The 21,157-nt window shown below is 72.5% G+C and carries 16 protein-coding genes and 3 pseudogenes; 9 read left to right on the top strand and 10 right to left on the bottom strand.

The window, feature by feature from the left end; genetic code table 11:
* From ACFZAU_RS14045 to ACFZAU_RS14035, 3 genes and pseudogenes are all read left to right on the top strand, one after another.
* Window positions 1-150, top strand: a pseudogene (locus ACFZAU_RS14045) (Gfo/Idh/MocA family protein); the annotation flags it as partial.
* Window positions 147-1,358: a dihydrodipicolinate synthase family protein gene (locus ACFZAU_RS14040; protein WP_500552315.1), complete on the top strand. Its 1,212-nt coding sequence runs from the start codon at window positions 147-149 to the stop codon at window positions 1,356-1,358. The pseudogene ACFZAU_RS14045 and the gene ACFZAU_RS14040, both read left to right, overlap by 4 nt.
* 2 nt (window positions 1,359-1,360) lie before the next feature.
* Window positions 1,361-2,215, top strand: coding sequence for a sugar phosphate isomerase/epimerase family protein (locus ACFZAU_RS14035; RefSeq protein ID WP_500552314.1), 855 nt, complete (start codon window positions 1,361-1,363; stop codon window positions 2,213-2,215).
* A 243-nt stretch (window positions 2,216-2,458) separates the two neighbouring features.
* Here ACFZAU_RS14035 and ACFZAU_RS14030 read toward each other — a convergent pair whose 3' ends face one another.
* The 7 genes and pseudogenes from ACFZAU_RS14030 to ACFZAU_RS14000 all read right to left on the bottom strand — a co-directional run bounded on the left by ACFZAU_RS14030 (window position 2,459) and on the right by ACFZAU_RS14000 (window position 8,824).
* Window positions 2,459-2,902, bottom strand: a complete 444-nt coding sequence (locus ACFZAU_RS14030) for a DUF937 domain-containing protein (RefSeq protein ID WP_500552313.1) — start codon at window positions 2,900-2,902, stop codon at window positions 2,459-2,461.
* Window positions 2,903-2,977: 75 nt separating this feature from the next.
* Window positions 2,978-3,367: a D-ribose pyranase gene (rbsD, locus tag ACFZAU_RS14025; RefSeq protein ID WP_499599096.1), complete on the bottom strand. Its 390-nt coding sequence runs from the start codon at window positions 3,365-3,367 to the stop codon at window positions 2,978-2,980.
* A complete protein-coding gene (gene rbsK / locus ACFZAU_RS14020; protein ID WP_500552312.1) occupies window positions 3,364-4,266 on the bottom strand; it encodes a ribokinase in 903 nt (300 codons plus the stop codon). Before rbsK ends, rbsD begins: the two co-directional genes overlap by 4 nt.
* Window positions 4,267-4,307: 41 nt before the next feature.
* Window positions 4,308-5,147, bottom strand: a pseudogene (locus ACFZAU_RS14015) (D-ribose ABC transporter substrate-binding protein); the annotation flags it as partial.
* Between the two features lie 155 nt (window positions 5,148-5,302).
* Window positions 5,303-6,274, bottom strand: a pseudogene (locus tag ACFZAU_RS14010) (ABC transporter permease); the annotation flags it as partial.
* Window positions 6,264-7,784: a sugar ABC transporter ATP-binding protein gene (locus ACFZAU_RS14005; protein ID WP_500552327.1), complete on the bottom strand. Its 1,521-nt coding sequence runs from the start codon at window positions 7,782-7,784 to the stop codon at window positions 6,264-6,266. The gene ACFZAU_RS14005 and the pseudogene ACFZAU_RS14010, both read right to left, overlap by 11 nt.
* Window positions 7,785-7,810: 26 nt before the next feature.
* Window positions 7,811-8,824, bottom strand: a complete 1,014-nt coding sequence (locus ACFZAU_RS14000; protein WP_499599093.1) for a LacI family DNA-binding transcriptional regulator — start codon at window positions 8,822-8,824, stop codon at window positions 7,811-7,813.
* 193 nt (window positions 8,825-9,017) lie between these two features.
* Between ACFZAU_RS14000 and recD2 the strand changes: the two genes are divergently transcribed.
* The 4 genes from recD2 to ACFZAU_RS13980 all read left to right on the top strand — a co-directional run bounded on the left by recD2 (window position 9,018) and on the right by ACFZAU_RS13980 (window position 14,803).
* Window positions 9,018-11,237, top strand: coding sequence for an SF1B family DNA helicase RecD2 (gene recD2 / locus ACFZAU_RS13995; protein WP_500552311.1), 2,220 nt, complete (start codon window positions 9,018-9,020; stop codon window positions 11,235-11,237).
* Between the two features lie 131 nt (window positions 11,238-11,368).
* On the top strand, window positions 11,369-12,658 hold the full coding sequence (locus ACFZAU_RS13990) for a citrate synthase (RefSeq protein ID WP_500552310.1): 1,290 nt from the start codon (window positions 11,369-11,371) through the stop codon (window positions 12,656-12,658).
* 424 nt (window positions 12,659-13,082) lie between these two features.
* Entirely contained in the window at window positions 13,083-13,829 is a 747-nt protein-coding gene (locus tag ACFZAU_RS13985) for an SDR family NAD(P)-dependent oxidoreductase (RefSeq protein ID WP_499599088.1), read from the top strand.
* A gap of 218 nt (window positions 13,830-14,047) precedes the next feature.
* Entirely contained in the window at window positions 14,048-14,803 is a 756-nt protein-coding gene (locus ACFZAU_RS13980) for a DedA family protein (RefSeq protein ID WP_500552309.1), read from the top strand.
* A gap of 45 nt (window positions 14,804-14,848) precedes the next feature.
* Here the strand turns inward: ACFZAU_RS13980 and ACFZAU_RS13975 are convergent, their stop codons facing one another.
* Window positions 14,849-15,511: a TetR/AcrR family transcriptional regulator gene (locus ACFZAU_RS13975; protein ID WP_500552308.1), complete on the bottom strand. Its 663-nt coding sequence runs from the start codon at window positions 15,509-15,511 to the stop codon at window positions 14,849-14,851.
* Window positions 15,512-15,630: 119 nt separating this feature from the next.
* Between ACFZAU_RS13975 and ACFZAU_RS13970 the strand changes: the two genes are divergently transcribed.
* Window positions 15,631-17,928 carry an MMPL family transporter gene (locus ACFZAU_RS13970; RefSeq protein ID WP_500552307.1) on the top strand — a complete coding sequence of 766 codons (2,298 nt, stop codon included), beginning with the start codon at window positions 15,631-15,633 and terminating at the stop codon, window positions 17,926-17,928.
* 18 nt (window positions 17,929-17,946) lie between these two features.
* On the opposite strand, the gene ACFZAU_RS13965 is transcribed toward ACFZAU_RS13970, so the two are convergent.
* A complete protein-coding gene (locus tag ACFZAU_RS13965; protein WP_499599080.1) occupies window positions 17,947-18,150 on the bottom strand; it encodes a MarR family transcriptional regulator in 204 nt (67 codons plus the stop codon).
* Between the two features lie 207 nt (window positions 18,151-18,357).
* Window positions 18,358-19,029: a TetR/AcrR family transcriptional regulator gene (locus tag ACFZAU_RS13960; protein ID WP_500552306.1), complete on the bottom strand. Its 672-nt coding sequence runs from the start codon at window positions 19,027-19,029 to the stop codon at window positions 18,358-18,360.
* A 59-nt stretch (window positions 19,030-19,088) separates the two neighbouring features.
* Here ACFZAU_RS13960 and ACFZAU_RS13955 point away from each other — a divergent pair, with 59 nt between their 5' ends.
* Window positions 19,089-21,110 (top strand): M3 family metallopeptidase, encoded by a 2,022-nt coding sequence (locus ACFZAU_RS13955; RefSeq protein ID WP_500552305.1) that lies wholly within the window; start codon window positions 19,089-19,091, stop codon window positions 21,108-21,110.
* The last annotated feature ends 47 nt before the right edge of the window (window positions 21,111-21,157 follow it).

Below are 21,157 nucleotides of genomic sequence, written 5' to 3'. Positions count from 1 at the left end.
CAGTGGGAACTGTTCCTGCGCCACGTCCACCTCGGCGAGCCCTACACTTGGGACCTGCTGGCCGGTGCCCGCGGTGTGCAGCTCGCCGAACTGGGCCTGCGTTCCTCCGCCGAGGGCCGCCGGTTCGCCGTACCGGAGCTGACGCTGTGACACTCCTCCACCTCCCCACCGAATCGGGCGAGTTGTCCGCGTACCGGCCGCGCACCGAGCCCGCCGCCCACGCCGCGGCTCCCACGACGCCGGACGAGCCGCGCAGGCGCGTCGTCTATGCGGCGGCCCACGTCGTCGCCGACCCCTTCCGCACCGCGGCCGACCGGCCCGCCGCGCTGGACTGGGAGGCCACGCTGGCCTTCCGCCGCCACCTGTGGTCGCACGGACTGGGCGTCGCCGAGGCCATGGACACCGCCCAGCGCGGCATGGGCCTGGACTGGGCCGGGGCCGCCGAACTGATCCGCCGTTCCTCCGCCGAGGCCCGTGCCGGGGGCGGCCGCATCGTCTGCGGCGTGGGCACCGACCAGCTGTCGCCCACCGGGTCCGGCCACCCCTACGGCCTCGCCGGCATCCGGGCCGCCTACGAGGAGCAGTTCGCCGTCGTCGAGGACGCGGGCTCGCGGGCCGTGCTCATGGCCTCGCGCGCGCTGGCCGCCGTCGCCAAGGGCCCCGACGACTACCTGGAGGTCTACGGCCACCTCCTGCGCCAGGCGGCCGGGCCCGTCGTGCTGCACTGGCTGGGCCCGATGTTCGACCCCGCGCTGGAGGGCTACTGGGGCAGCACGGACCTGGACGCCGCCACCGCCACCCTCCTCGAGGTGATCGCCGCCCACCCCGGCAAGGTCGACGGCGTCAAGATCTCCCTGCTCGACGCCGGGCGCGAGGTCGAGTTGCGCCGCCGCCTCCCCGCCGGCGTGCGCTGCTACACCGGCGACGACTTCCACTACCCCGAACTGATCGCCGGCGACGAACGGGGCTTCAGCCATGCCCTGCTCGGCGTCTTCGACCCGCTCGCGCCGCTCGCCGCGCGGGCCCTCCGCCTGCTGGACGACGAAGGGGGCGACGGCGGCGACGGCCCCCGCGAAGCCCGCGGGGCCGCGGGCTTCCGGGCACTGCTCGACCCCACCGTCGAGCTCTCCCGCCACCTCTTCGGTGCCCCGACCCGGCACTACAAGACGGGCGTCGTCCTCCTGGCCTGGCTGGCCGGCCACCAGTCGCACTTCACGATGGTCGGTGGTCTCCACTCGGCACGCTCCCTCCCCCATCTGGCCCGCGCCTACGAACTGGCCGACCGGATCGGACTCTTCCCCGACCCGGTGCTCGCCGCCTCGCGCGTGCGCCGGCTTCTCTCCGTGTACGGAGTGTGACATTGCGTACTGACAATCGGCCCTCCGGGGACCTCGCGCGGCTCAGCGTCAACCAGGAGACCGTGCGGCAACTGCCGCTCCCCGAACTGGTCGAGGGGCTGGTGACGCTCGGTGTCCCCGGCGTCGGACTGTGGCGCGGCCCGGTCCGCGAGTACGGCGTCGAGGCCGCGGCGAAGCTGGTGCGCGCGGCCGGGCTCACGGTCACCACGCTCTGCCGCGGGGGCTTCTTCACCGCCTCCGACCCGGACGAGCGCGCCGCCGCCCTCGCCGACAACCGGGCGGCGGTCGACGAGGCGGCGGCCCTGGGCACCGGCACCCTCGTCCTGGTCTCCGGAGGCCTCCCCGCCGGCGACCGCGATCTCGCCGGTGCCCGTGAACGCGTCGCCGACGCGGTCGCCGGGCTCGCCCCGTACGCGGAGGAGCGCGGTGTGCGGCTGGCGATCGAGCCGCTGCACCCGATGTACGCCTCCGACCGCTGCGTGGTCTCGACCCTCGCCCAGGCCCTCGGCATCGCCGAGCGCTTCCCCGCGCGGCAGGTCGGCGTCGTCGTGGACACCTACCACCTGTGGTGGGACGACCGGGCGCCCCAGGACATCGCACGGGCAGGCGCCGGCGGCCGGATCGCCGCGTTCCAGCTCGCCGACTGGGTCACCCCGCTCCCGGAGGGCGTGCTCCTGGGCCGCGGCCAGCTCGGGGACGGCTGTGTCGACCTCCGAGGCTTCCGCGAGCTGGTGGACGCGGCCGGCTACACGGGAGCGGTCGAGGTGGAGATCTTCAACCCCGCGCTGTGGGCCCGGGACGGGGCCGGGGTACTGGCCGAGACGGCCGACAGGTACCGCCGCCACGTGCTCCGGTGAATCCCTGAAAACTTTTTCCGGCAGCCGTACAACCATCCCCGGGGCCGGTGTGTCTACGTACCGTCAAGACCCAGAGGGGGGCCTCACACGGGTCTTGAGTGGGGGAGAGCGTGACGCCCGGAGGGGGCTCGGGGCATCGCGCAGAGGGAGGGGAACGCCAAAGGGGTCCGGCCGAGCCGGACCCCTTTCGCCATGTCCGCCGGGTCGTCCGGGACCCGCCCGGCCCGCGTGCCCCGCCGCCGCTCAGCGCTTCTCGCGGGCCCGCCGGGCCAGCACGGCCGCCATCACGGGGATCACCGTCTGCAGCGCCGCCGTGACCGTCTCGACCGGGAGCCCGGTCCGTTTGGCCACCGCGCGCGCCGCCGGCCCGGCGACCTTCGCCAGTACGGCCGCCAGCACCCCGCGGCCCGGTTCCGCCCCCGTACCGCCCTGCACCCCGGCGAAGCCGACGGCGGCCGCCGGCAGCGGCTCGGGCTCGTTCGCGGCCTGTTCCATGGCCTGGCACAGCTCGGCGGTGCCGCCGGGCGTCACCGCGTCGTCGGTCAGCACCCCGGTGATCGAGGCCACCGCGCTCCCCACGACCTGCTGCGCCTGGTCGGCGTCGGTCCCGAGCAGCTCGGTGATCTCCCGGAGCCGGTCGTCCCCCAGCTCCTCCAGCACCTCGTCCTTCAGCGGTCGGTCGCTCATGGTCGGGACGCTACGCGCGATCCGCCCGCCCGGCCCGCCGACCGCAGCCGGACGGATGTACGCCCCGCGTACGGCCTAGAAGGGCACGCCGCAGCGCAGGATGACGTTGGCGTACGGCCGGGACTCGCCGGTGCGGACGACGAGGCGGGCCTGCCGGGTGCGGGCCTTGAACTCCTCGTGCGGGACCAGCTCCAGGTCGGGGAAGGCCCCGTCGAGCCGGGCCGTCACCTCGGGATTGTGCTCGCGGACCTCCTTGGCCGCGATCGCGCCCTCCACCACCAGTTCCTCCAGCAGTCCGTCGAGGACCTCGGAGAAGGACGGGGTGCCGGCCCGGAACGCGAGGTCGACGACGATCGGCCCGGGAGGGATCGGGAGCCCCGCGTCGCAGACCACGACCAGGTCGGTGTGGCCGAGCACGGCGAGGGCGCCCGCGAGGTGGCGGTTGAGGATTCCGGACTTCTTCACAGCTGACCCACTTCTTCGAGGGTGGGGAAGGATTCCTGCGCACCCGGCTTCGTGACGGCGGCGGCGCCCACCCGCACCGCGAACCGCACGGCGGTCACCAGGTCGTCGCCCGCGCCGAGCCGCCAGGCCAGCGCCCCCGTGAAGGAGTCGCCGGCGCCGGTGGTGTCGACGGCGGACACGCGCGGGCTGGGTATGCGCACGGTGCCGTCCGCCGTCGCGGCGAGCGCGCCCGCCGCGCCGAGCGTGACGACCACGGAGCGCGGGCCGAGCGCGAGCAGCCCCGCCGCCCACGCCTCGGGGGTGTCCCCGGCCCCGGCGCCGAGCAGGACGCGTGCCTCGTGCTCGTTGACCACGATGGGGTCGCAGCCGGCGAGCACCTCACGCGGCAGCGCGGCGGGGGGCGAGGGGTTCAGTACGACCCGCGTGCCGGCTTCCGCGGCCGTCGCCACGGCGGCGGCCACGGACTCCAGGGGGATCTCCAGTTGCAGCGAGATCACCTTGGCGGCGGCCAGCAGCTCGCGCGTCCCGGCCACGTCCGCCGCGGTGAGCCGGGCGTTGGCGCCCGGCGACACCACGATGCTGTTGTCGCCCGAGGGGTCCACGGTGATCAGCGCGACGCCCGTGGGGGCGCCGCCGCTCAGGACACCGGTGGTGTCGACGCCGGCCGATCTCAGCGAGCCGGTGAGCAGCCGCCCGTGGGCGTCGTCGCCGACCCGTGCGAGGAGCGCCGTGCGCGCGCCCAGGCGGGCCGCGGCGACGGCCTGGTTGGCCCCCTTGCCACCCGGGTGGGTGGCGAGGTCCGAGCCGAGGACCGTCTCGCCCGCCGCGGGGCGGCGGTCGACGTGGATCACCAGGTCGGCGTTGGCCGACCCTACGACCACCAGGTCGTAGCCGTGCATCTGCGTGTCCCTTCGGGGTCCAGCCGTACCGGTGCGGCCTGTCAGGAGGAGAAGTCGGCGACGTTCTTCTCGGTGACGACCTTGACCGGAACCTTCACCAGGCTGCCGAGCTTGTCGCCCTTGGCGGCCTTCACCGCGTTCTGCACGGCCAGCTTGCCGAGCTCCTTCGGCTGCTGGGCGACGGACGCCGTGAGGGTGCCGGCCTTGACCGCGGTCAGGCCGTCGGGGGTGCCGTCGAAGCCGACGACCTTGACCGACTTGCCGGCCTTGTCGCCGAGCGCCTTGATGGCGCCGAGGGCCATCTCGTCGTTCTGCGCGAAGACGCCGGTGACGTCGGAGTGGGCCTGCAGCAGGTTGGTCATGACGTCCAGGCCCTTGGTGCGGTCGAAGTCGGCGGCCTGCTCGGCCACGACCTTGATGCCCGGGTAGGCCTTGATGCCCTCGTCGAAGCCCTGGCCGCGCTCGTTGGCCGCGGAGGTGCCCGCGGTGCCCTGGAGGACGACCACGGTGCCCTTGCCGCCCAGCGACTCGGCCAGGGTCTTCGCGGCGAGCCGGCCGCCCTCGACGTTGTCGGAGGCGACGGTGGTGGCGAGCTCGGCGTTGTTGACGCCGCGGTCGGCCGCGACGACGGGGATGCCGGCCTTGTTGGCGGCCTTGACGGAGGGGCCGGCCGCGTCGGAGTCGACCGGGTTGACGACGATCGACTTCACGTTCTGGCTGGTGAAGTTCTGCAGCTGGTTGGCCTGCTGCGACGCGTCGTTCTGCGCGTCGGTGACGGTCAGGTCCACCCCCTCCTTCTTCGCCTCGGCCTGCGCGCCCTCCTTCAGCTGCACGAAGAACGGGTTGTTGAGGGTGGAGACCGACAGGCCCACCTTGATGTCGGAGGACGAGCCGGAGCCGGAGTTGCAGGCGGTCGCGGTGAGCGCGAGGGCGGCGACGGCGACGGTGGTGGCGGAGATGAGCTTGGTGCGCATGAGGGTTCCTTGCTGGTGCGGTGCGGAGAAGAAGAGGGGGCCGGGGTGCGCGCGGCGCGTCAGGCGCGGCGGCGCAGGGTGTCGAGCAGGACGGCCAGCGCGATGACCGCGCCGATGACGACCTGCTGCCAGAAGGCGGAGACCGAGAGGAGGTTGAGGCCGTTGCGGAGGACGGCGAGGATCAGCGCGCCGATCAGGGTGCCGGACGCCTTGCCGACGCCGCCGGAGAGGCTGGCGCCGCCGATGACGACCGCCGCGATGGCGTCCAGCTCGTAGCCGTACGCGGCCTGCGGCTGCGCCGAGGCGAGACGGGAGGCGAGCACGATGCCCGCGACCGCGGCGAAAAGGCCGGACAGCGCATAGATGATGATCTTCTGGCGCTTGACGCGGATGCCGGAGAGGCGGGCCGCCTCCTCGTTGCCGCCGATCGCGTACATGGCGCGGCCCATGTAGGTGCGGCCGAGGATGATCGCCGTGGCGGCGCCCGCGACGATCATCACCAGGACCGGTACGGGCAGCCAGCCGCCGATGGTGTCGCCCAGGTGGGAGACGGAGTCGGGGAACGCGATGGGGCTGCCCTGGGAGATGACCAGGGTGAGGCCGCGGCCGATCGACAGCATCGCGAGGGTCGCGATGAACGGCGGCAGCTTGCCGAAGGAGATCAGCAGGCCGCTCAGGAGACCGCTGGCGACACCGGTGGCGACGGACAGCACGACCGCCAGCCACACCGGCAGGCCGGCCGAACTAGCGCTCCAGGCCAGCACCGTCGCGGAGAGCGCCGCGACCGAGCCCACCGACAGGTCGATGCCGGCCGCGACGATCACAAAGGTGGAGCCGAAGGCGAGGATGGCGACGACCGCCGCCTGGACGCCGACGTTGAGCAGGTTCTGCGTGGACAGGAAGTCGCCCGACAGGAACGACAGTGCCACGAGCAGGACGACCAGGGCGCTGAGCGCGCCGTTGTTGAGGAGCACACGGCGTGCCGCGGCGACGCCGCCCGTGTCCGTACTGCTTTTGAGCGTGTCAGTGGCCACGGGAGCCCTCCACATCCTTCGTTGCTGTTGCGTTGCCGCCCTCGGCGGGCGCTGTGCCGACGGCCAGGGCCATGACGGAGTCCTGGGTGGCCTCGTGCGCGGGGAGTTCGCCGGCGATCCGGCCCTGGGACATCACCAGGACGCGGTCGCTCATGCCCAGCACCTCGGGGAGGTCGCTGGAGATCATCAGCACCGCGTGGCCGGAGGCCGTGAGTTCGTTGATGAGCTGGTAGATCTCGACCTTGGCGCCGACGTCGATGCCCCGGGTCGGCTCGTCGAGGATGAGCACCTTGGTGTCGGCCAGCAGCCACTTGCCGATGACGACCTTCTGCTGGTTGCCGCCCGACAGGGTGCGCACGTGCTGGTGGAGCCCGGCCATGCGGACCTTGAGCTGCCCGGAGATCCGGTCCGCCGCCTTGCGCTGCCCGGCCCGGTCGACGAACCCGGCGCGGGTCGCGCGCCCGAGGGTGACCAGGCCCAGGTTCTCCTGGATGGTGGCGTCCAGCACCAGGCCCTGGCCCTTGCGGTCCTCCGGCACCAGGCCGATGCCCGCGTCCATGGCGGCGTTGACGTCGTGGCGGCGCAGCCGCTTGCCCAGCACCTCGACCGTTCCGGAGTCGTACGGGTCGGCGCCGAAGACCGCGCGGACGACCTCGGTGCGTCCGGCGCCGACGAGGCCCGCCAGGCCCACGACCTCGCCGGCCCGCACCTCGAAGCTCACGTCGTGGAAGACGCCGCCCCGGGTGAGGCCCTCGACCCGCAGCAGGGGCGCGCCCGCTTCGGCGCGCTCGCGCGGGTACTGCTGCTCGATGCTGCGGCCGACCATCAGCCGGACGAGTTCGTCCTCGGGGGTGTTCGCGGGCACCTGGGCGACGCTGCGGCCGTCGCGCAGGACGGTGACGCGGTCGCCGAGGGCGGCGATCTCCTCCAGGTGGTGGGTGATGAAGACGACGCCGACGCCGTCCTCGCGCAGCTTGCGCACGATGCGGAAGAGCTTGTCGACCTCCTCGCTGGTGAGGACCGCGGTCGGCTCGTCCATGATCAGGACGCGCGCCTCCAGGCTGAGTGCCTTGGCGATCTCCACCATCTGCAGGCGGGCGATGCCCAGTTCGGAGACCGGGGTGCGCGGGTCGACGTCCACGCCGACCCGGGCCAGCAGGGCCGCGGCGTCCGCGTTCATCTGCTTGCGGTTCACCAGGCCCAGACGGCGCGGCTGGCGGCCCAGGAAGATGTTCTCGGCGACGCTCAGCGCCGGGACGAGGTTGAACTCCTGGTAGATGGTCGTGATGCCCAGCTTCTCGGCGTCCTGCGCACCGTGGATGCGCACCTCGTCGCCGTCGACGAGGATCCGGCCCCCGTCGGGACGGTTAGCGCCGGAGAGCATCTTGATCAGGGTGCTCTTGCCCGCGCCGTTCTCGCCGAGCAGGACGTGCACCTCGCCTCCGCGCAGGTCGAAGTCGACGCCGTCGAGGGCCACCACACCGGGGAACACCTTGCGGACGCCCTCCATGCGGAGGAGCTCGGGGCTGCTCGTGCTCAACGGGGGCTCCCTTCGGACGCGCCGCAGGAGCGGCGGACAACGAGACGGGCGGAGACGGTGACCGACGGCGCCGGCCTGCCCTCCACGCGGTCGATCAGCGAGCGCACGGCCGCGCGGCCGAGTTCGCCCGTGGGCTGGGCGATGGCGGTGATCGGCGGATCGGTGTGGAGGAACCACGGGATGTCGTCGAAGGCGGCGAGCGCGATGTCGTCGGGCACGCGCAGGCCGCGGGCGCGGATCTCGTCCATGGCGCCGAGCGCCATGAGGTTGTCCGCGGCGAAGACCACGTCGGGCGGGACCGGCAGGTCGAGGAAACGGGCGACGGCCCGGCGGCCGCTGTCGGCCTGGAAGTCGCCCTGCCCGACGTACTCGTCGGGCAGCGGCAGGCCGAAGGCGGCCAGCGCCTCGCGGAAGGCCTGCACGCGCTCGCGGCCCGTGGTGGTCGCGGCGGGCCCCGCGATGATCGCCAGCCGGCGGTGGCCCAGGCCGTGGAGGTGGGCGACCAGGTCGCGCACCGCGTCGCAGCCGTCGGTGCGGACCACCGGGACGTCGTTGCCTATGCCGGGGATCCAGCGGTCGACGAAGACCATCGGGGTGCCGGAGCGCACCGCGTCCAGGATCAGCGGGGAACCGCCGTCGGTGGGACTGACCAGCAGTCCGTCGATGCGGCGGTCCAGCAGCGTGCGGATGTGGTGGTCCTGCTGCTCCGGCCGCTCGTCGGCGTTGCCGATGATCACGCTGTAGCCCAGCGCCCTGGCCTCGTCCTCCACGGAGCGGGCGAGCTCGGTGAAGAAGGGGTTCAGCACGTCGCTGATGACCAGGCCGAGGGTCCGGGTCTGGTCGGTGCGCAGGGAGCGCGCCACCGCGTTGGGCCGGTAGCCGAGTTCGGCCACGGCCTCCAGCACCCGGGTGCGGGTGCCCGGGCGGACCGCCGGGTGGTCGTTGAGCACGCGGGAGACCGTCGCGACGGAGACACCGGCGCGTGATGCCACGTCCTTGATGCTCGCCACCCGTCCCACCTCCTCGTGGAATCGATTACAAAGAGGATTGGAATCGATTACATGCTTCGAGGCAAGAGCACGAAACCGGATCGTTACATTCCGGGAGGCGGTCGGGGGGAGTTGTCCACAGGGTCCCGGCGGTCTGTCGGGGCCGGGCGGTACCGTCGGATCACATCGCAGATCCGAGGAGGTGGCCCGCGCCGTGGGGGAGTTGAGACCGGCCGTCGTCGAGGGCGTCCTCGAGCGGATCACCTATGCGAACGAGGAGAACGGGTACACGGTCGCCCGGGTCGACACCGGCCGGGGCGGCGGCGACCTGCTGACCGTGGTCGGCTCGCTGCTGGGCGCCCAGCCGGGGGAGTCGCTGCGGATGGAGGGCCGTTGGGGCTCCCACCCGCAGTACGGCAAGCAGTTCACCGTGGAGAACTACACCACCGTCCTCCCGGCCACGATCCAGGGCATACAGCGCTACCTCGGCTCCGGGCTGATCAAGGGCATCGGCCCGCGCATCGCCGAGCGGATCGTCGAGCACTTCGGCACCGCCACCCTGGACGTCATCGAGCAGGAGCCCGCCCGGCTGGTGGAGGTCCCGGGTCTCGGCCCCAAGCGCACCAATCTGATCGGCGCCGCGTGGGAGGAGCAGAAGGCGATCAAGGAGGTCATGGTCTTCCTCCAGGGCGTGGGTGTGTCGACCTCGATCGCGGTGCGGATCTACAAGGAGTACGGCGACTCCTCGATCTCCGTGGTGAAGAACCAGCCCTACCGGCTGGCGGCCGACGTCTGGGGCATCGGCTTCCTCACCGCGGACCGGATCGCGCAGGCCGTCGGCATCCCGCACGACAGCCCCGACCGCGTCAAGGCCGGCCTCCAGTACGCCCTTTCCCAGGCGACCGACAGCGGCAACTGCTTCCTGCCCGAGGAGCAGTTGCTCTCCGACGCGGTGAAGCTCCTCCAGGTGGACACCGGCCTGGTCATCGACTGCCTCGCGGAGCTGGCCGGCGAGGAGGGGGTGGTCGTCGAACCCGTGCCGGCCCCCGACGGCGGTGGCGACCCGGTCCGCGCGGTCTACCTGGTGCCCTTCCACCGCGCGGAGATCTCCCTGGCCGGCTCGCTGCTGCGGCTGCTGCGCGGCCCGGAGGACCGGATGCCCGCCTTCCATGACGTCGACTGGGAGAAGGCGCTGGCCTGGCTCGCCGAGCGCACGGGCGCGGACCTCGCCCCCGAGCAGCAGCAGGCGGTGCGGCTGGCGCTCACCGAGAAGGTCGCCGTGCTGACCGGCGGTCCTGGCTGCGGGAAGTCCTTCACCGTCAAGTCCGTGGTGGAACTGGCGCGGGCGAAGAAGGCCAAGGTCCTGCTGGCCGCGCCGACGGGACGGGCGGCCAAGCGGCTGGCGGAGCTGACCGGGGCCGAGGCGTCGACGGTCCACCGGCTGCTGGAGCTCAAGCCGGGCGGGGACGCCGCGTACGACCGGGACCGGCCCCTCGACGCCGACCTGGTCGTCGTCGACGAGGCCTCGATGCTCGACCTGCTGCTGGCGAACAAGCTGGTCAAGGCCGTGCCGCCGGGGGCGCACCTGCTCTTCGTCGGCGATGTGGACCAGCTGCCCAGCGTCGGCGCCGGCGAGGTGCTGCGTGATCTGCTGGCCGAGGGCGGCCCCGTCCCGTCCGTCCGGCTGACCCGCATCTTCCGGCAGGCCCAGCAGTCCGGCGTGGTGACCAACGCGCACCGGATCAACTCCGGAGCGCACCCGGTCACCCAGGGGCTCGACGACTTCTTCCTCTTCGTGGAGGAGGACGGCGAGGAGACGGCCCGGCTCACGGTGGACGTGGCGGCCCGCCGCATCCCGCGCCGGTTCGGCCTCGACCCGCGCCGCGACGTCCAGGTGCTCGCCCCCATGCACCGCGGCCCCGCGGGCGCCGGCGTGCTGAACGGGCTGCTGCAGCAGGCGGTCACCCCGGCCCGCCCCGACCTGCCGGAGCGGCGCTTCGGCGGCCGGACCTTCCGCGTCGGCGACAAGGTGACGCAGATCAGGAACAACTATGAAAAAGGCGCCAATGGCGTCTTCAATGGAACCGTGGGGGTCGTCACCTCCCTGGACACCGTGGAGCAACGGCTCACCGTACTGACCGACGAGGACGAGGAGATCCCTTACGACTTCGACGAGCTGGACGAGCTGGCGCACGCCTACGCGGTGACGATCCACCGGTCGCAGGGCAGCGAATACCCCGCCGTCGTGATCCCCGTCACCACCGGCGCCTGGATGATGCTCCAGCGGAACCTGCTGTATACCGCCGTTACCCGGGCAAAGCGCCTGGTCGTGCTCGTTGGTTCGCGCAGGGCGATCGGCCAGGCGGTCCGTACCGTCTCCGCAGGCAGACGCTTCACGGCCCTCGACCATCGGCTGGCGCGGGCGGCAAAATAGGCACTGGGTGCCACCATTCGGCTCCCCGACCGACCCCGAGTGCACGTGGCCACGCCAAATGGGGGACAGTAGGGGTAGTCAGGGCACCTACCAACCTCGAAGAAGAGGCACGACGTCGGTGAGGGAATGACGTGAGCGACAACTCTGTAGTACTGCGGTACGGGGACAGCGAGTACAGCTACCCGGTGATCGAGGGCACCGTTGGGGACAACGGCTTCGACATCGGCAGGCTGCGCGCCGACACCGGCCTGGTCACCCTGGACAGCGGCTACGGCAACACCGCGGCCTACAAGTCCGCGGTCACCTACCTCGACGGCGAGCAGGGAATCCTCCGCTACCGCGGCTTCCCCATCGAGCAGATCGCCGAACGCGGATCCTTCCTGGAGACCGCGTACCTTCTCATCAACGGTGAGCTCCCCACCGTCGACGAGCTCGCCGCCTTCCGCGGCGACATCACGCAGCACACGCTCCTCCACGAGGACGTCAAGCGGTTCTTCCAGGGCTTCCCGCGGGACGCCCACCCGATGGCGATGCTGTCCTCCGTGGTCAGCGCGCTGTCGACCTTCTACCAGGACAGCCACAACCCGTTCGACGAGAAGCAGCGCTACCTGTCGACGATCCGGCTCATCGCCAAGCTGCCGACGATCGCGGCGTACGCCTACAAGAAGTCGGTCGGCCACCCCTTCGTCTACCCGCGCAACGACCTCGGCTACGTCGAGAACTTCCTGCGCATGACCTTCGCCGTGCCCGCCGAGGAGTACGAGCTCAACCCGGTCGTCGTCGACGCCCTGGACAAGCTCCTCATCCTCCACGCGGACCACGAGCAGAACTGCTCCACCTCCACCGTCCGCCTGGTCGGCTCCTCGCAGGCCAACCTGTTCGCGTCGATCTCCGCGGGCATCAATGCCCTGTGGGGCCCGCTGCACGGCGGCGCCAACCAGAGCGTGCTGGAGATGCTGGAGGCCATCCAGGCCGACGGCGGCGACGTGGACGCCTTCATCCGCAAGGTGAAGAACAAGGAGGACGGCGTCCGCCTGATGGGCTTCGGCCACCGGGTCTACAAGAGCTTCGACCCCCGGGCGAAGATCATCAAGGCCGCCGCCCACGACGTCCTCTCCGCGCTCGGCAAGTCCGACGAGCTGCTGGACATCGCGCTGAAGCTGGAGGAGCACGCCCTCAGCGACGACTACTTCGTCTCGCGCAACCTGTACCCGAACGTGGACTTCTACACCGGCCTGATCTACCGGGCCATGGGCTTCCCGACCACGATGTTCACGGTGCTCTTCGCGCTCGGCCGGCTCCCCGGCTGGATCGCGCAGTGGCACGAGATGATCACCGAGCCGGGTTCCCGGATCGGCCGTCCGCGCCAGGTCTACACGGGCGTCGTCGAGCGGGACTACGTCCCGGTCGAGGCCCGCTGACGCGAGCGCTCCGCACGAAGAGAAACGCCCCGCGCCGAATCCCCCCACGGGTTCGGCACGGGGCGCTCCCGTTTCCCGGAGCGGATCCCCCCACGGGTCCGTACCGGGCGTTCTTTGGGTGCGCTCGCCCAACCGGACCAAACCACCCGGGAGGGCCGCTCAAAGCTCTCCGGGCAGTTCGCCCCGGCATGGCGACCGGGCTGTCCCCCAAAGACAACCCGCTCATCATCTCACCGAGTCCGCCGGGAGCCCGGTGTCTTCGCTCGGTTAGACCCCCTCGTAAACCAAAAGGTTACGTTCCAGCCAGTGTGATCTCGGTCATGCCTACGTATCTTCTACGCCATCCGTATCATGGCGCACCCCCGTGTCCGTCGCGTAAGCGAGGTCCCGTAACGTGCTGTCCCTCCTCGAGGGGCGGAGCGTGATGTCGCAGAACGCAAGTGTGGGCCGGCACGTCGTGGTGACCGGCGGGGGAACGGGCATCGGCCGGTCGGTGGCCACCCTCTTCGCCGAGGCCGGCGACCACGTGACCATCGTCGGCCGGCGCCGCGAGGTGCTGCGCGCCACCGCCGACGACCTGCGCTCCCACCACGGCTACGACGTCACCCCGGTCGCCTGCGACCTCGCCGACCCCGACGACGTGGAGGCGACCCTGGCACGGCTGCCCCGGCGCATCGACGTCCTGGTCAACAACGCCGGCAGCCGGGAACTCGCGATCGGCGCCGGCCCGCACGGGGTGCTGGCCCGCTGGCGCGGCGACTTCGAGCGCAACGTCCTCACCGCCGTGCTGGTGACCGAATCCGTACGCGACAGGCTCCCCGAGGGCGGCCGGGTCATCACCGTCACCTCGGTGGCCGCCTTGCGCGGCGGGGGCTCCTACGGGGCCTCCAAGGCCGCCCTGCACGCCTGGAACCACTCCCTGGCGGCCCAGCTCGGTCCGCGCGGGGTGACCTGCAACATCGTCGCGCCGGGCACCGTGGCGGGCACCGAGTTCTTCGGCGCCCGGCTCGACGCCGCCGAGCAGACCCGCCGGGCCGGCCGGACCCTCCTCGGCCGGGTCGGACGGCCCGAGGACGTCGCCTCCGCGGTGCTCTTCCTCGCCTCCCCGGAGGCCGGTTTCATCACCGGCGAGATCCTGCAGTGCAACGGCGGCGAGCTGCTCGGCCGCTGAGCCGCCGCCCGCCGGGACCGGGGGTGTACGCCGGGCGTACTCCCCGCGCCACAGCCGGACCCCGCGGCCCCGTACCTGAGGATGAGGCGCCCCCGGGAAAACCCTGGGAATGCCCCGATCCCGGTGAAATCGCCTTGCCCCCGCCGTCGCGGCCCTGCGAGCGTTGGGGCCTGGGACGGGACGCGGGGACGGGCCGGGGCGGGAAGAGGGGCGGCCGCATGGACGTTGCACGGATCGTGTCGGCCCTCGACTTCACCGCGGGCCTCGAGGGGTACCTGCGGGACGGCCACGTCTTCTGGGCGTACGCGGTGCTCGCCGCGACCACCGCGCCTCCTCTGGTGCCCAACGCGGCGCTCCTGGTCACCGGGGGCGTGCTCGCCGCCCAGGGACGGCTGTCCATCGCGCTCGTCCTGCTGGTCGTCGCCGGCAGCGCCCTCGCGGGCGACCTGCTGATCCACCGGACCGGCCGGGCCGTCAGCGGGCGGGTGCTGACCAGGCTCTACCGGCGGCCGCGCCGCCGTGCGCTGCTGGAGTGGGCCAGCGTCCGGATAGAGCGGCACGGTGTGCCCTTCGTCATCGCCGTCCGGTTCCTGCCCAGCGGGCGGGTCGTCGGCGGCCTCGCGGCGGGCATCGTGCGGTATCCGGCCGGCCGCTACCTGATCGGGGCGGGCGTGGCCGAGGCGGTCTGGGCGACGTATTCGGTGGGCCTGGGCTACTTCGGCGGCCTCGCCATGTCCAACTCGCTGTACGCCGTCGCGCTGGGCCTCGGAGTCTCCCTGGCCGTGGCCGGAATCGGCAGCGTGGCGCAGCTGCTCTCCGGGCGCCGCTCGGCCGGGGAGGGCACGGCTTCCTCCGGCCGCGTGGTGGCGACCGGCGGCGGCGCGCCTGCGGGGGCAGACGCGGCGGAGGCGGAGGCCGGGAAGGGCGAGGACGGCCGGCGGGGGGAGCCGGCGGACCGGGCGCTACGGCGCTGAGGCGGGCCGGCGAGGGGGCGGGGCCGCGTGCCGGGCGCCGCGCTCTCAGGAGGTGGCTGCGGGGGTCCGGCCGGCTTCCGCCAGCGGGACGGGCCCGGTGCCGACGTGCGGGGCGAGGTAGCCGTAGAGCGCGGCCTTGAGCTCGCCGACGTACGCCTCCCGCTCGGCGCCCTCGTGCGCCAGGATCAGGGCCAGGCCGGCCTTGAACAGGCCGAAGGCCATCGAGGCCACCCGCGCGCGTTCGGTGGCCGAGAGGGCGGGGGCGCGCAGTCCGAGGAGGGTCTCCACGCGCTCCAGCAGGGAGCTGTGCAGCGCGTCGTGCTCCACGACGACCGTGCCGGGGATGTCGCTGTCGTGGACCAGGGCCAGGAAGGCGGGGTTCTGGCAGTTGAACTCGATCATCGGGTCGACGATGACCTCGAGCATCTCGCGCAGCGGCAGCGAGGCGTTCTCGGGGGTGAACAGCTCCCCGTGCCCCTCGCGCATCCGCTGGTTGAGGATGCCGCCCAGCTCGATGGCGATGGCCTCCTTGTTCGGGAAGAACTGGTAGAGCGTGCCGGGGGACACGCCCGCCTCGCGGGCGATCGCGTTCGTGGTGGCGGCCGTGTAGCCGACCTTGCAGAACACGTCGGAGGCCGCCGCCAGCAGCTGCGCCACGCGCCGTTCGCCGCGGGCCTGCCGGCGCCGAGGCCTCTGCTCCTCAGACACGTGTAATCCCCAATCACCTTTGACAAACGCGAGTGGTCGCTCGCATTCTGGAGAAACGCGAGTGGTCGCTCGTGTTCGCCATTTTACGGCGGTTCCTCAGGGGAGGGGACACCTCTGCCATGTCGGATGTCAACCGAGAGCGCCCGCCGCGGGGCTGGGCCCGGGCGATGACCGCCCGCCCACGCCTGACGCTGTTGCTCGCGCTGCTGTTCACCGCCCTGTCCGTGGTCGCGGGCAGCGGTGTGGCGGACCGGCTGCGCGGCGGTGGCTGGGAGGCCCCGGGCTCGGAGTCGGCCTACGCGGCCGAGGCGCTGGAGCGGTACTTCCCGGATGCGCAGCCCAATCTGATCCTCCTCGTCGAGGGACGCGGCGCCGGTGTGGACTCCCCGGAGGTGGCGTCCGCGGGACGGGAGCTCGGCCGCCGGCTCGCGGCGGACGAGGACGTCACCGGCGTCACCTCGTACTGGACCACCCGGGCGCCCGGGTTGCGCGCCGAGGACGGCCGTGAGGCCGTGATCGCCGCGCGGATCGGGGGCGACGACGACGCCGTCGCCGAGGCGGTCGAGCGCATCGCCCCCGAGTTCCGGGGCGGGCAGGGCGCGGTGCGGGTCAAGGTCGGCGGCATGGCCGCCTTCCGGCACGAACTGCAGAGCACGATCCAGGAGGACCTGGCGCGCGCCGAGCTCATCGCCCTGCCGATCACCCTCCTGCTGCTGGTGATGGTGTTCGGCAGTGCCGTCGCGGCCGTCCTGCCGCTGGGCGTCGGCATCGTGGCGATCCTCGGGACCAACGCCGTGCTGCGGGGTCTGACGTCCTTCACGGACGTCTCGATCTTCGCGCAGAACCTCACCACGGCACTGGGCCTCGGACTCGCCATCGACTACGCCCTGTTCGTCGTCCGCCGCTTCCGGGAGGAGCTGGACACCGGCGCCGACCCGCTGACCGCCGTGGCCGCCACCTTGCGCACGGCGGGACGCACGGTGCTCTTCTCGGCCCTCACCGTGGCGGCCGCGCTCTCCGCGATGTTCCTCTTCCCGCAGTACTTCCTGCGCTCGTTCGCCTACGCCGGCATCGCCGTGGTGCTCCTCGCGGCCGCCGCGGCGCTGGTGATCCTGCCCGCCGCCCTGGTGCTGCTCGGTCACCGGGTCAACTCCCTCGACCTGCGCCGCGTCCTGCCGCGGCGGCGCAAGGAGCAGGCCGGGCAGGAGCCGGGGGCGGGCTACGCACGGCTCGCGAGGCTGGTGATGCGCCGCGCCCCGCTGTTCGCGATCGGCACGGTCGCCGGGCTGGTCCTGCTCGGGCTGCCCTTCCTGCAGGTGCAGTTCGGCACCGCCGACGACCGTCAGCTGCCGGCCACCGCCGAGGCGCACGTGGTGCAGCAGCACATACGGGACGGCTTCCCCGGCAACCCGGGCGGCGAGATCACGGTCCTCGCCGAGGGCCGCCCCACCGCGGAGCAACTCGGCGACTACAGCGGAAGGCTGTCCGCGCTGCCCGGAGTGGTCGTCGTCGACGGCCCGGCCGGCCAGTACGCGCAGGGCCGCCGGACCGCGGCGCCCGGCCCGGCCGAGGCCGCCAGGGTCACCGACGGCGCGGCGTACCTGACCGTGCTGCCGAAGGCGGAGTCCGTGGACGAGGCGAGCCAGGACCTGGTCGGCAGGATCCGGGCGGTCGAGGCCCCCTTCAAGGCCTCCGCCACCGGCACCGCGGCCCAACTGGTCGACACCAAGGACGTCATAGCCGAGCGTCTGCCCTGGGCGGCCGCCCTGATCGTCGCCGTGACGTTGCTGCTGGTCTTCCTCCTCACCGGCAGCGTGGTGATCCCGCTGCAGGCCGTGCTGCTCAACGCCCTGAGCCTCACCGCCATGTTCGGCGCGGTGGTGTGGGTGTTCCAGGACGGTCACCTGTCCGGGGTCCTCGACTTCACCGCGACGGGGAGCATCGAGACGACGCTGCCGGTGCTGATGTTCTGTGTCGCATTCGGCCTCTCGATGGACTACGGGGTCTTCCTCCTGTCGCGCATCAAGGAGGAGCACGACCGCAGCGGTGACCACCGTGCGGCCGTCGTCTTCGGGGTGCGCCGCACCGGCGGCCTCATCACGGCGGCCGCGGTGATCCTGGCGGTGGTGATGGTGGCCATCGGCACCTCCCGGATCGCCAACACCAAGATGCTGGGCCTGGGCATTGCGCTGGCCGTGCTGATGGACGCGATGGTGGTGCGCACCCTGCTCGTGCCCGCCGTAATGCGGCTGACCGGGCGGGCCACCTGGTGGGCGCCGCGACCGCTCAAGGCGCTGCACGACCGGTTCGGGCTGAGCGAGGGCGGGGACCCGGGCGGGACCCCCGTGCGGGAGGAGCACGACCCCCACCCGGAGCCGGACGCGGAGCCGGTGCCGGAGCCGGCCCGCTCGGGCTGAGCGGCGGCGGGGCCGGCGTCAGTCGGACTCCCGGCGCCCGCGGTTCCCCGGGCGCCGCGAACTCCACAGACGGACGGTGTCCGCGTACCAGAACGGCTTGCCGCCCTCCACGACGTCGGGGGGCGGCAGGTGCCCGTGCTTGCGGTACGAGCGCACGGTGTCGACCTGCACCCGGATGTGAGCGGCGATCTCGGCGTACGACCAGAGGGTCCGGTCCGTCATCTCCCACGCACCTCCCATGCGCCGGCCTCGGGGGGTGGCCGGCCTCGCCGGGACAACGACATGCGATCAAGGGCGGAAGGGGCTGTTGATCATCTGTGACGTGAAGCCCGCGTAACGGTGACAAATGTGGCGGAGACAAGACCGGCCCCACCGATTGTCGGAGAAGCGGTCCGGCTGCGGGACGCCGTGTCCCTCCTCGGCCCTCCGTCAGCCCTCGTAGCGCGTGGGCAGCGAGGACACCGAGGACACCTCTCCCGCGGCCCCCTCGGCGGCGGCCCTGAGGCGGTCGAGGATGGCGGTGCCCGCCCGGGTGCAGGCCCCGGCGTCGTCGAAGAGCACCGACTGCAGGTTGCCGCTGTCCATCAGCGCGATCAGCTCGAAGGCCAGCAGCGGGACGTCGGCGTCCGCGCGCAGCTGCCCCGCCCGGCGGGCCTTCTCGAGGGTGATCTCGACGTACGTGGTCCACTCGAGCCGGGCCTGGGCGACGGCGTCGTGCACCGGCCCCCGGCGGGCCCCGAACTCCGCCGACACCGCGAACAGGAAGCAGCCGCCGGGGAACACCCGCCGCCGCGAGTGGTCCAGGTACGACCCGCACAGCCGCCACACCCGCGCCAGCCCAGCGGGCAGCTCCCGCGAGGGTTCCACGATCTGCCGGACGTACACCTCGCGGGCCGCCCGCACGGTGGCGAGCTGCAGTTCCTCCTTCGAGCCGAACAGGGCGAACACCCCGCTCTTGCTCAGTCCGAGCTCGCTCGCCAGCCGGCCCAGGGACAGCCCTTCCAGACCCTCGACCGAGGCGATCGCCATGGTGCGCTCCAGCACCAGCCGGCGGGTCTGGTTGCCGCGCTCCACCCGGCCGTCCGTACGCGTGGCTGCCATCCGGGCATCCTAGGGAAGGCCGCCTCCGGGCGGTAGGCACCGGGCGTAAGGTCGGTGGGGTGACCTCGACGAATCCCTTCCTCAGCCCGAGCACCCTCCCGTACGAGCTGCCGCCGTTCGCGGACATCCGCGAGGAGCACTACCTTCCCGCCTTCGAGCAGGGGATGGCCGAGCAGCTCGCCGAGACCGGGGCCGTCGCCGCGGACCCCGAACCGCCGGGCTTCGAGAACACCATCGTGGCCCTGGAGCGCTCCGGGGACCTGCTGGACCGCGTGTCGAAGGTCTTCTTCAACCGCGCGAGCGCCGACACCGGTCCGGGCATCCAGGAGATCGAGGCCAGGATCAACCCCGCCCTCGCCGCCCACGCTGACGCCATCCACCTGGACCCCGCCCTCTACGCCCGCGTCAAGGCGCTGTACGACCGGCGCGCGGAACTCGGCCTGGACGCCGAGGCGCTGCGGCTGCTGGAGCGCTACCACACCCGCTTCGTCCGCGCGGGCGCCGAGCTCACCGAGGAGGGCCGCGAGCGGCTGAGGACGCTCAACGCGGAGATCGCGGAGGCCTCCACGGCCTTCGAGCAGAACCTTTTCGCCGACACCAAGGCCGCCGCCCTCGTGCTCGACGACGCCGACGAGCTGTCAGGGCTCTCACCCGACGCCGTCGCCGCCGCGGCCGCCAACGCCACCGCCCTCGGCCACGACGGCAAGTACGTCCTCAGCCTGAAGAACTTCTCCAACCAGTCCGAACTGGCCTCGCTCGACGACCGTGACCTGCGCCGGCGCCTGCTGGAGGCCTCGCTCGGCCGCGGGCTGACCTCCAACCGCGAACTCACCGCCCGGCTCGCCCGGCTGCGGGCCGAGCGCGCCGCCCTGCTCGGCTACGAGAACCACGCCGCGTACGTCGTCGCCGACCAGACCGCCGGCACCCCCGAGGCGGTGACCTCCCTGCTCACCCGGCTCGTGCCGCCCGCGGTCGCCAACGCCGAGCGTGAGGCCGCGGCCCTGGCCGCCGCCTCCGGGCTGGAGGACTTCTCCGCCTGGGACTGGACGTACTGGTCGGAGAAGGTCCGCAAGGCCGAGTACGACATCGACACCGCCGCCATGCGCCCCTACTTCGAGCTGGACCGGGTCCTGCGGGACGGCGTCTTCCACGCGGCCGGCCAGGTCTACGGGCTGAGCTTCACCGAGCGCACCGACCTCGTCGGCTACCACCCCGACGTCCGGGTCTTCGAGGTCTTCAACGCCGACGGCTCGCCGCTCGGCCTCTACCTCGGCGACTACTTCGCCCGGGCCTCCAAGCGCGGCGGTGCCTGGATGAACAGCCTGGTCGACCAGTCCGGGCTCTTCGGCCGCAAGCCCGTCGTGGTCAACAACCTGAACGTCGCCAAGCCGGCCGCCGGTGAGCCGGCCCTGCTCACCTACGACGAGGTCAACACCCTCTTCCACGAGTTCGGCCACGCCCTGCACGGCCTGTTCTCGGACGTGCGCCACCCCTTCTTCTCCGGCACGGCCGTCCCGCGCGACTTCGTCGAATACCCCTCCCAGGTCAACGAGATGTGGGTGACCTGGCCCGAGGTGCTGGCCCACTACGCCCGCCACCAGCGGACCGACGACCCCATGCCCGCCGAGCTGGTGGAACGGATGGAGGCCGCGGAGCGGTTCGGGCAGGGCTTCCGCACGGTGGAGTACCTGGCGGCCGCCGTGCTCGACTGGGCCTGGCACACCATCCCGGCCGGTCACGACCCGGGCGACGCCGAGGAGTTCGAGGCCGCCGCCCTCAAGGAGGCCGGGCTCGCGCTGCCGGCGGTCCCGCCGCGCTACCGCAGCACCTACTTCGCGCACATCTTCGCCCACGGCTACAGCGCGGGCTACTACTCCTACATCTGGAGCGAGGTGCTCGACGCCGACACTGTGGAGTGGTTCAAGGAGAACGGCGGCATGCGGCGTGAGAACGGTGACACCTTCCGCCGTGAACTGCTCTCCCGCGGCGGCAGCGTCGACCCGATGGCCGCGTTCGAGGGCTTCCGCGGCAGGGCGCCGCGCATCGAGCCGCTGCTGACGCGCCGTGGCCTGACCGGCTGACGCTTCCGGGGCCTTTCCCGGCCGAAGGGGAGCGTCCGTTCCGTCGT

It is taken from the genome of Streptomyces sp. NPDC008238 (assembly GCF_042956445.1).
Taxonomy (GTDB): domain Bacteria; phylum Actinomycetota; class Actinomycetes; order Streptomycetales; family Streptomycetaceae; genus Actinacidiphila.
This window is presented reverse-complemented; position numbering and strand designations above follow the sequence as displayed.

Bases quoted from the DNA above. Each gene is read 5' to 3' on its own strand.
- ACFZAU_RS14030 (WP_500552313.1), bottom strand. From the start codon at position 2,902: ATGAGCGACCGACCGCTGAAGGACGAGGTGCTGGAGGAGCTGGGGGAC.
- rbsK (WP_500552312.1), bottom strand. From the start codon at position 4,266: ATGCACGGCTACGACCTGGTGGTCGTAGGGTCGGCCAACGCCGACCTG.
- ACFZAU_RS14005 (WP_500552327.1), bottom strand. From the start codon at position 7,784: ATGGAGGGCGTCCGCAAGGTGTTCCCCGGTGTGGTGGCCCTCGACGGC.
- ACFZAU_RS13985 (WP_499599088.1), top strand. From the start codon at position 13,083: ATGTCGCAGAACGCAAGTGTGGGCCGGCACGTCGTGGTGACCGGCGGG.
- ACFZAU_RS13980 (WP_500552309.1), top strand. From the start codon at position 14,048: ATGGACGTTGCACGGATCGTGTCGGCCCTCGACTTCACCGCGGGCCTC.
- ACFZAU_RS13970 (WP_500552307.1), top strand. From the start codon at position 15,631: ATGTCGGATGTCAACCGAGAGCGCCCGCCGCGGGGCTGGGCCCGGGCG.
- ACFZAU_RS13965 (WP_499599080.1), bottom strand. From the start codon at position 18,150: ATGACGGACCGGACCCTCTGGTCGTACGCCGAGATCGCCGCTCACATC.
- ACFZAU_RS13960 (WP_500552306.1), bottom strand. From the start codon at position 19,029: ATGGCAGCCACGCGTACGGACGGCCGGGTGGAGCGCGGCAACCAGACC.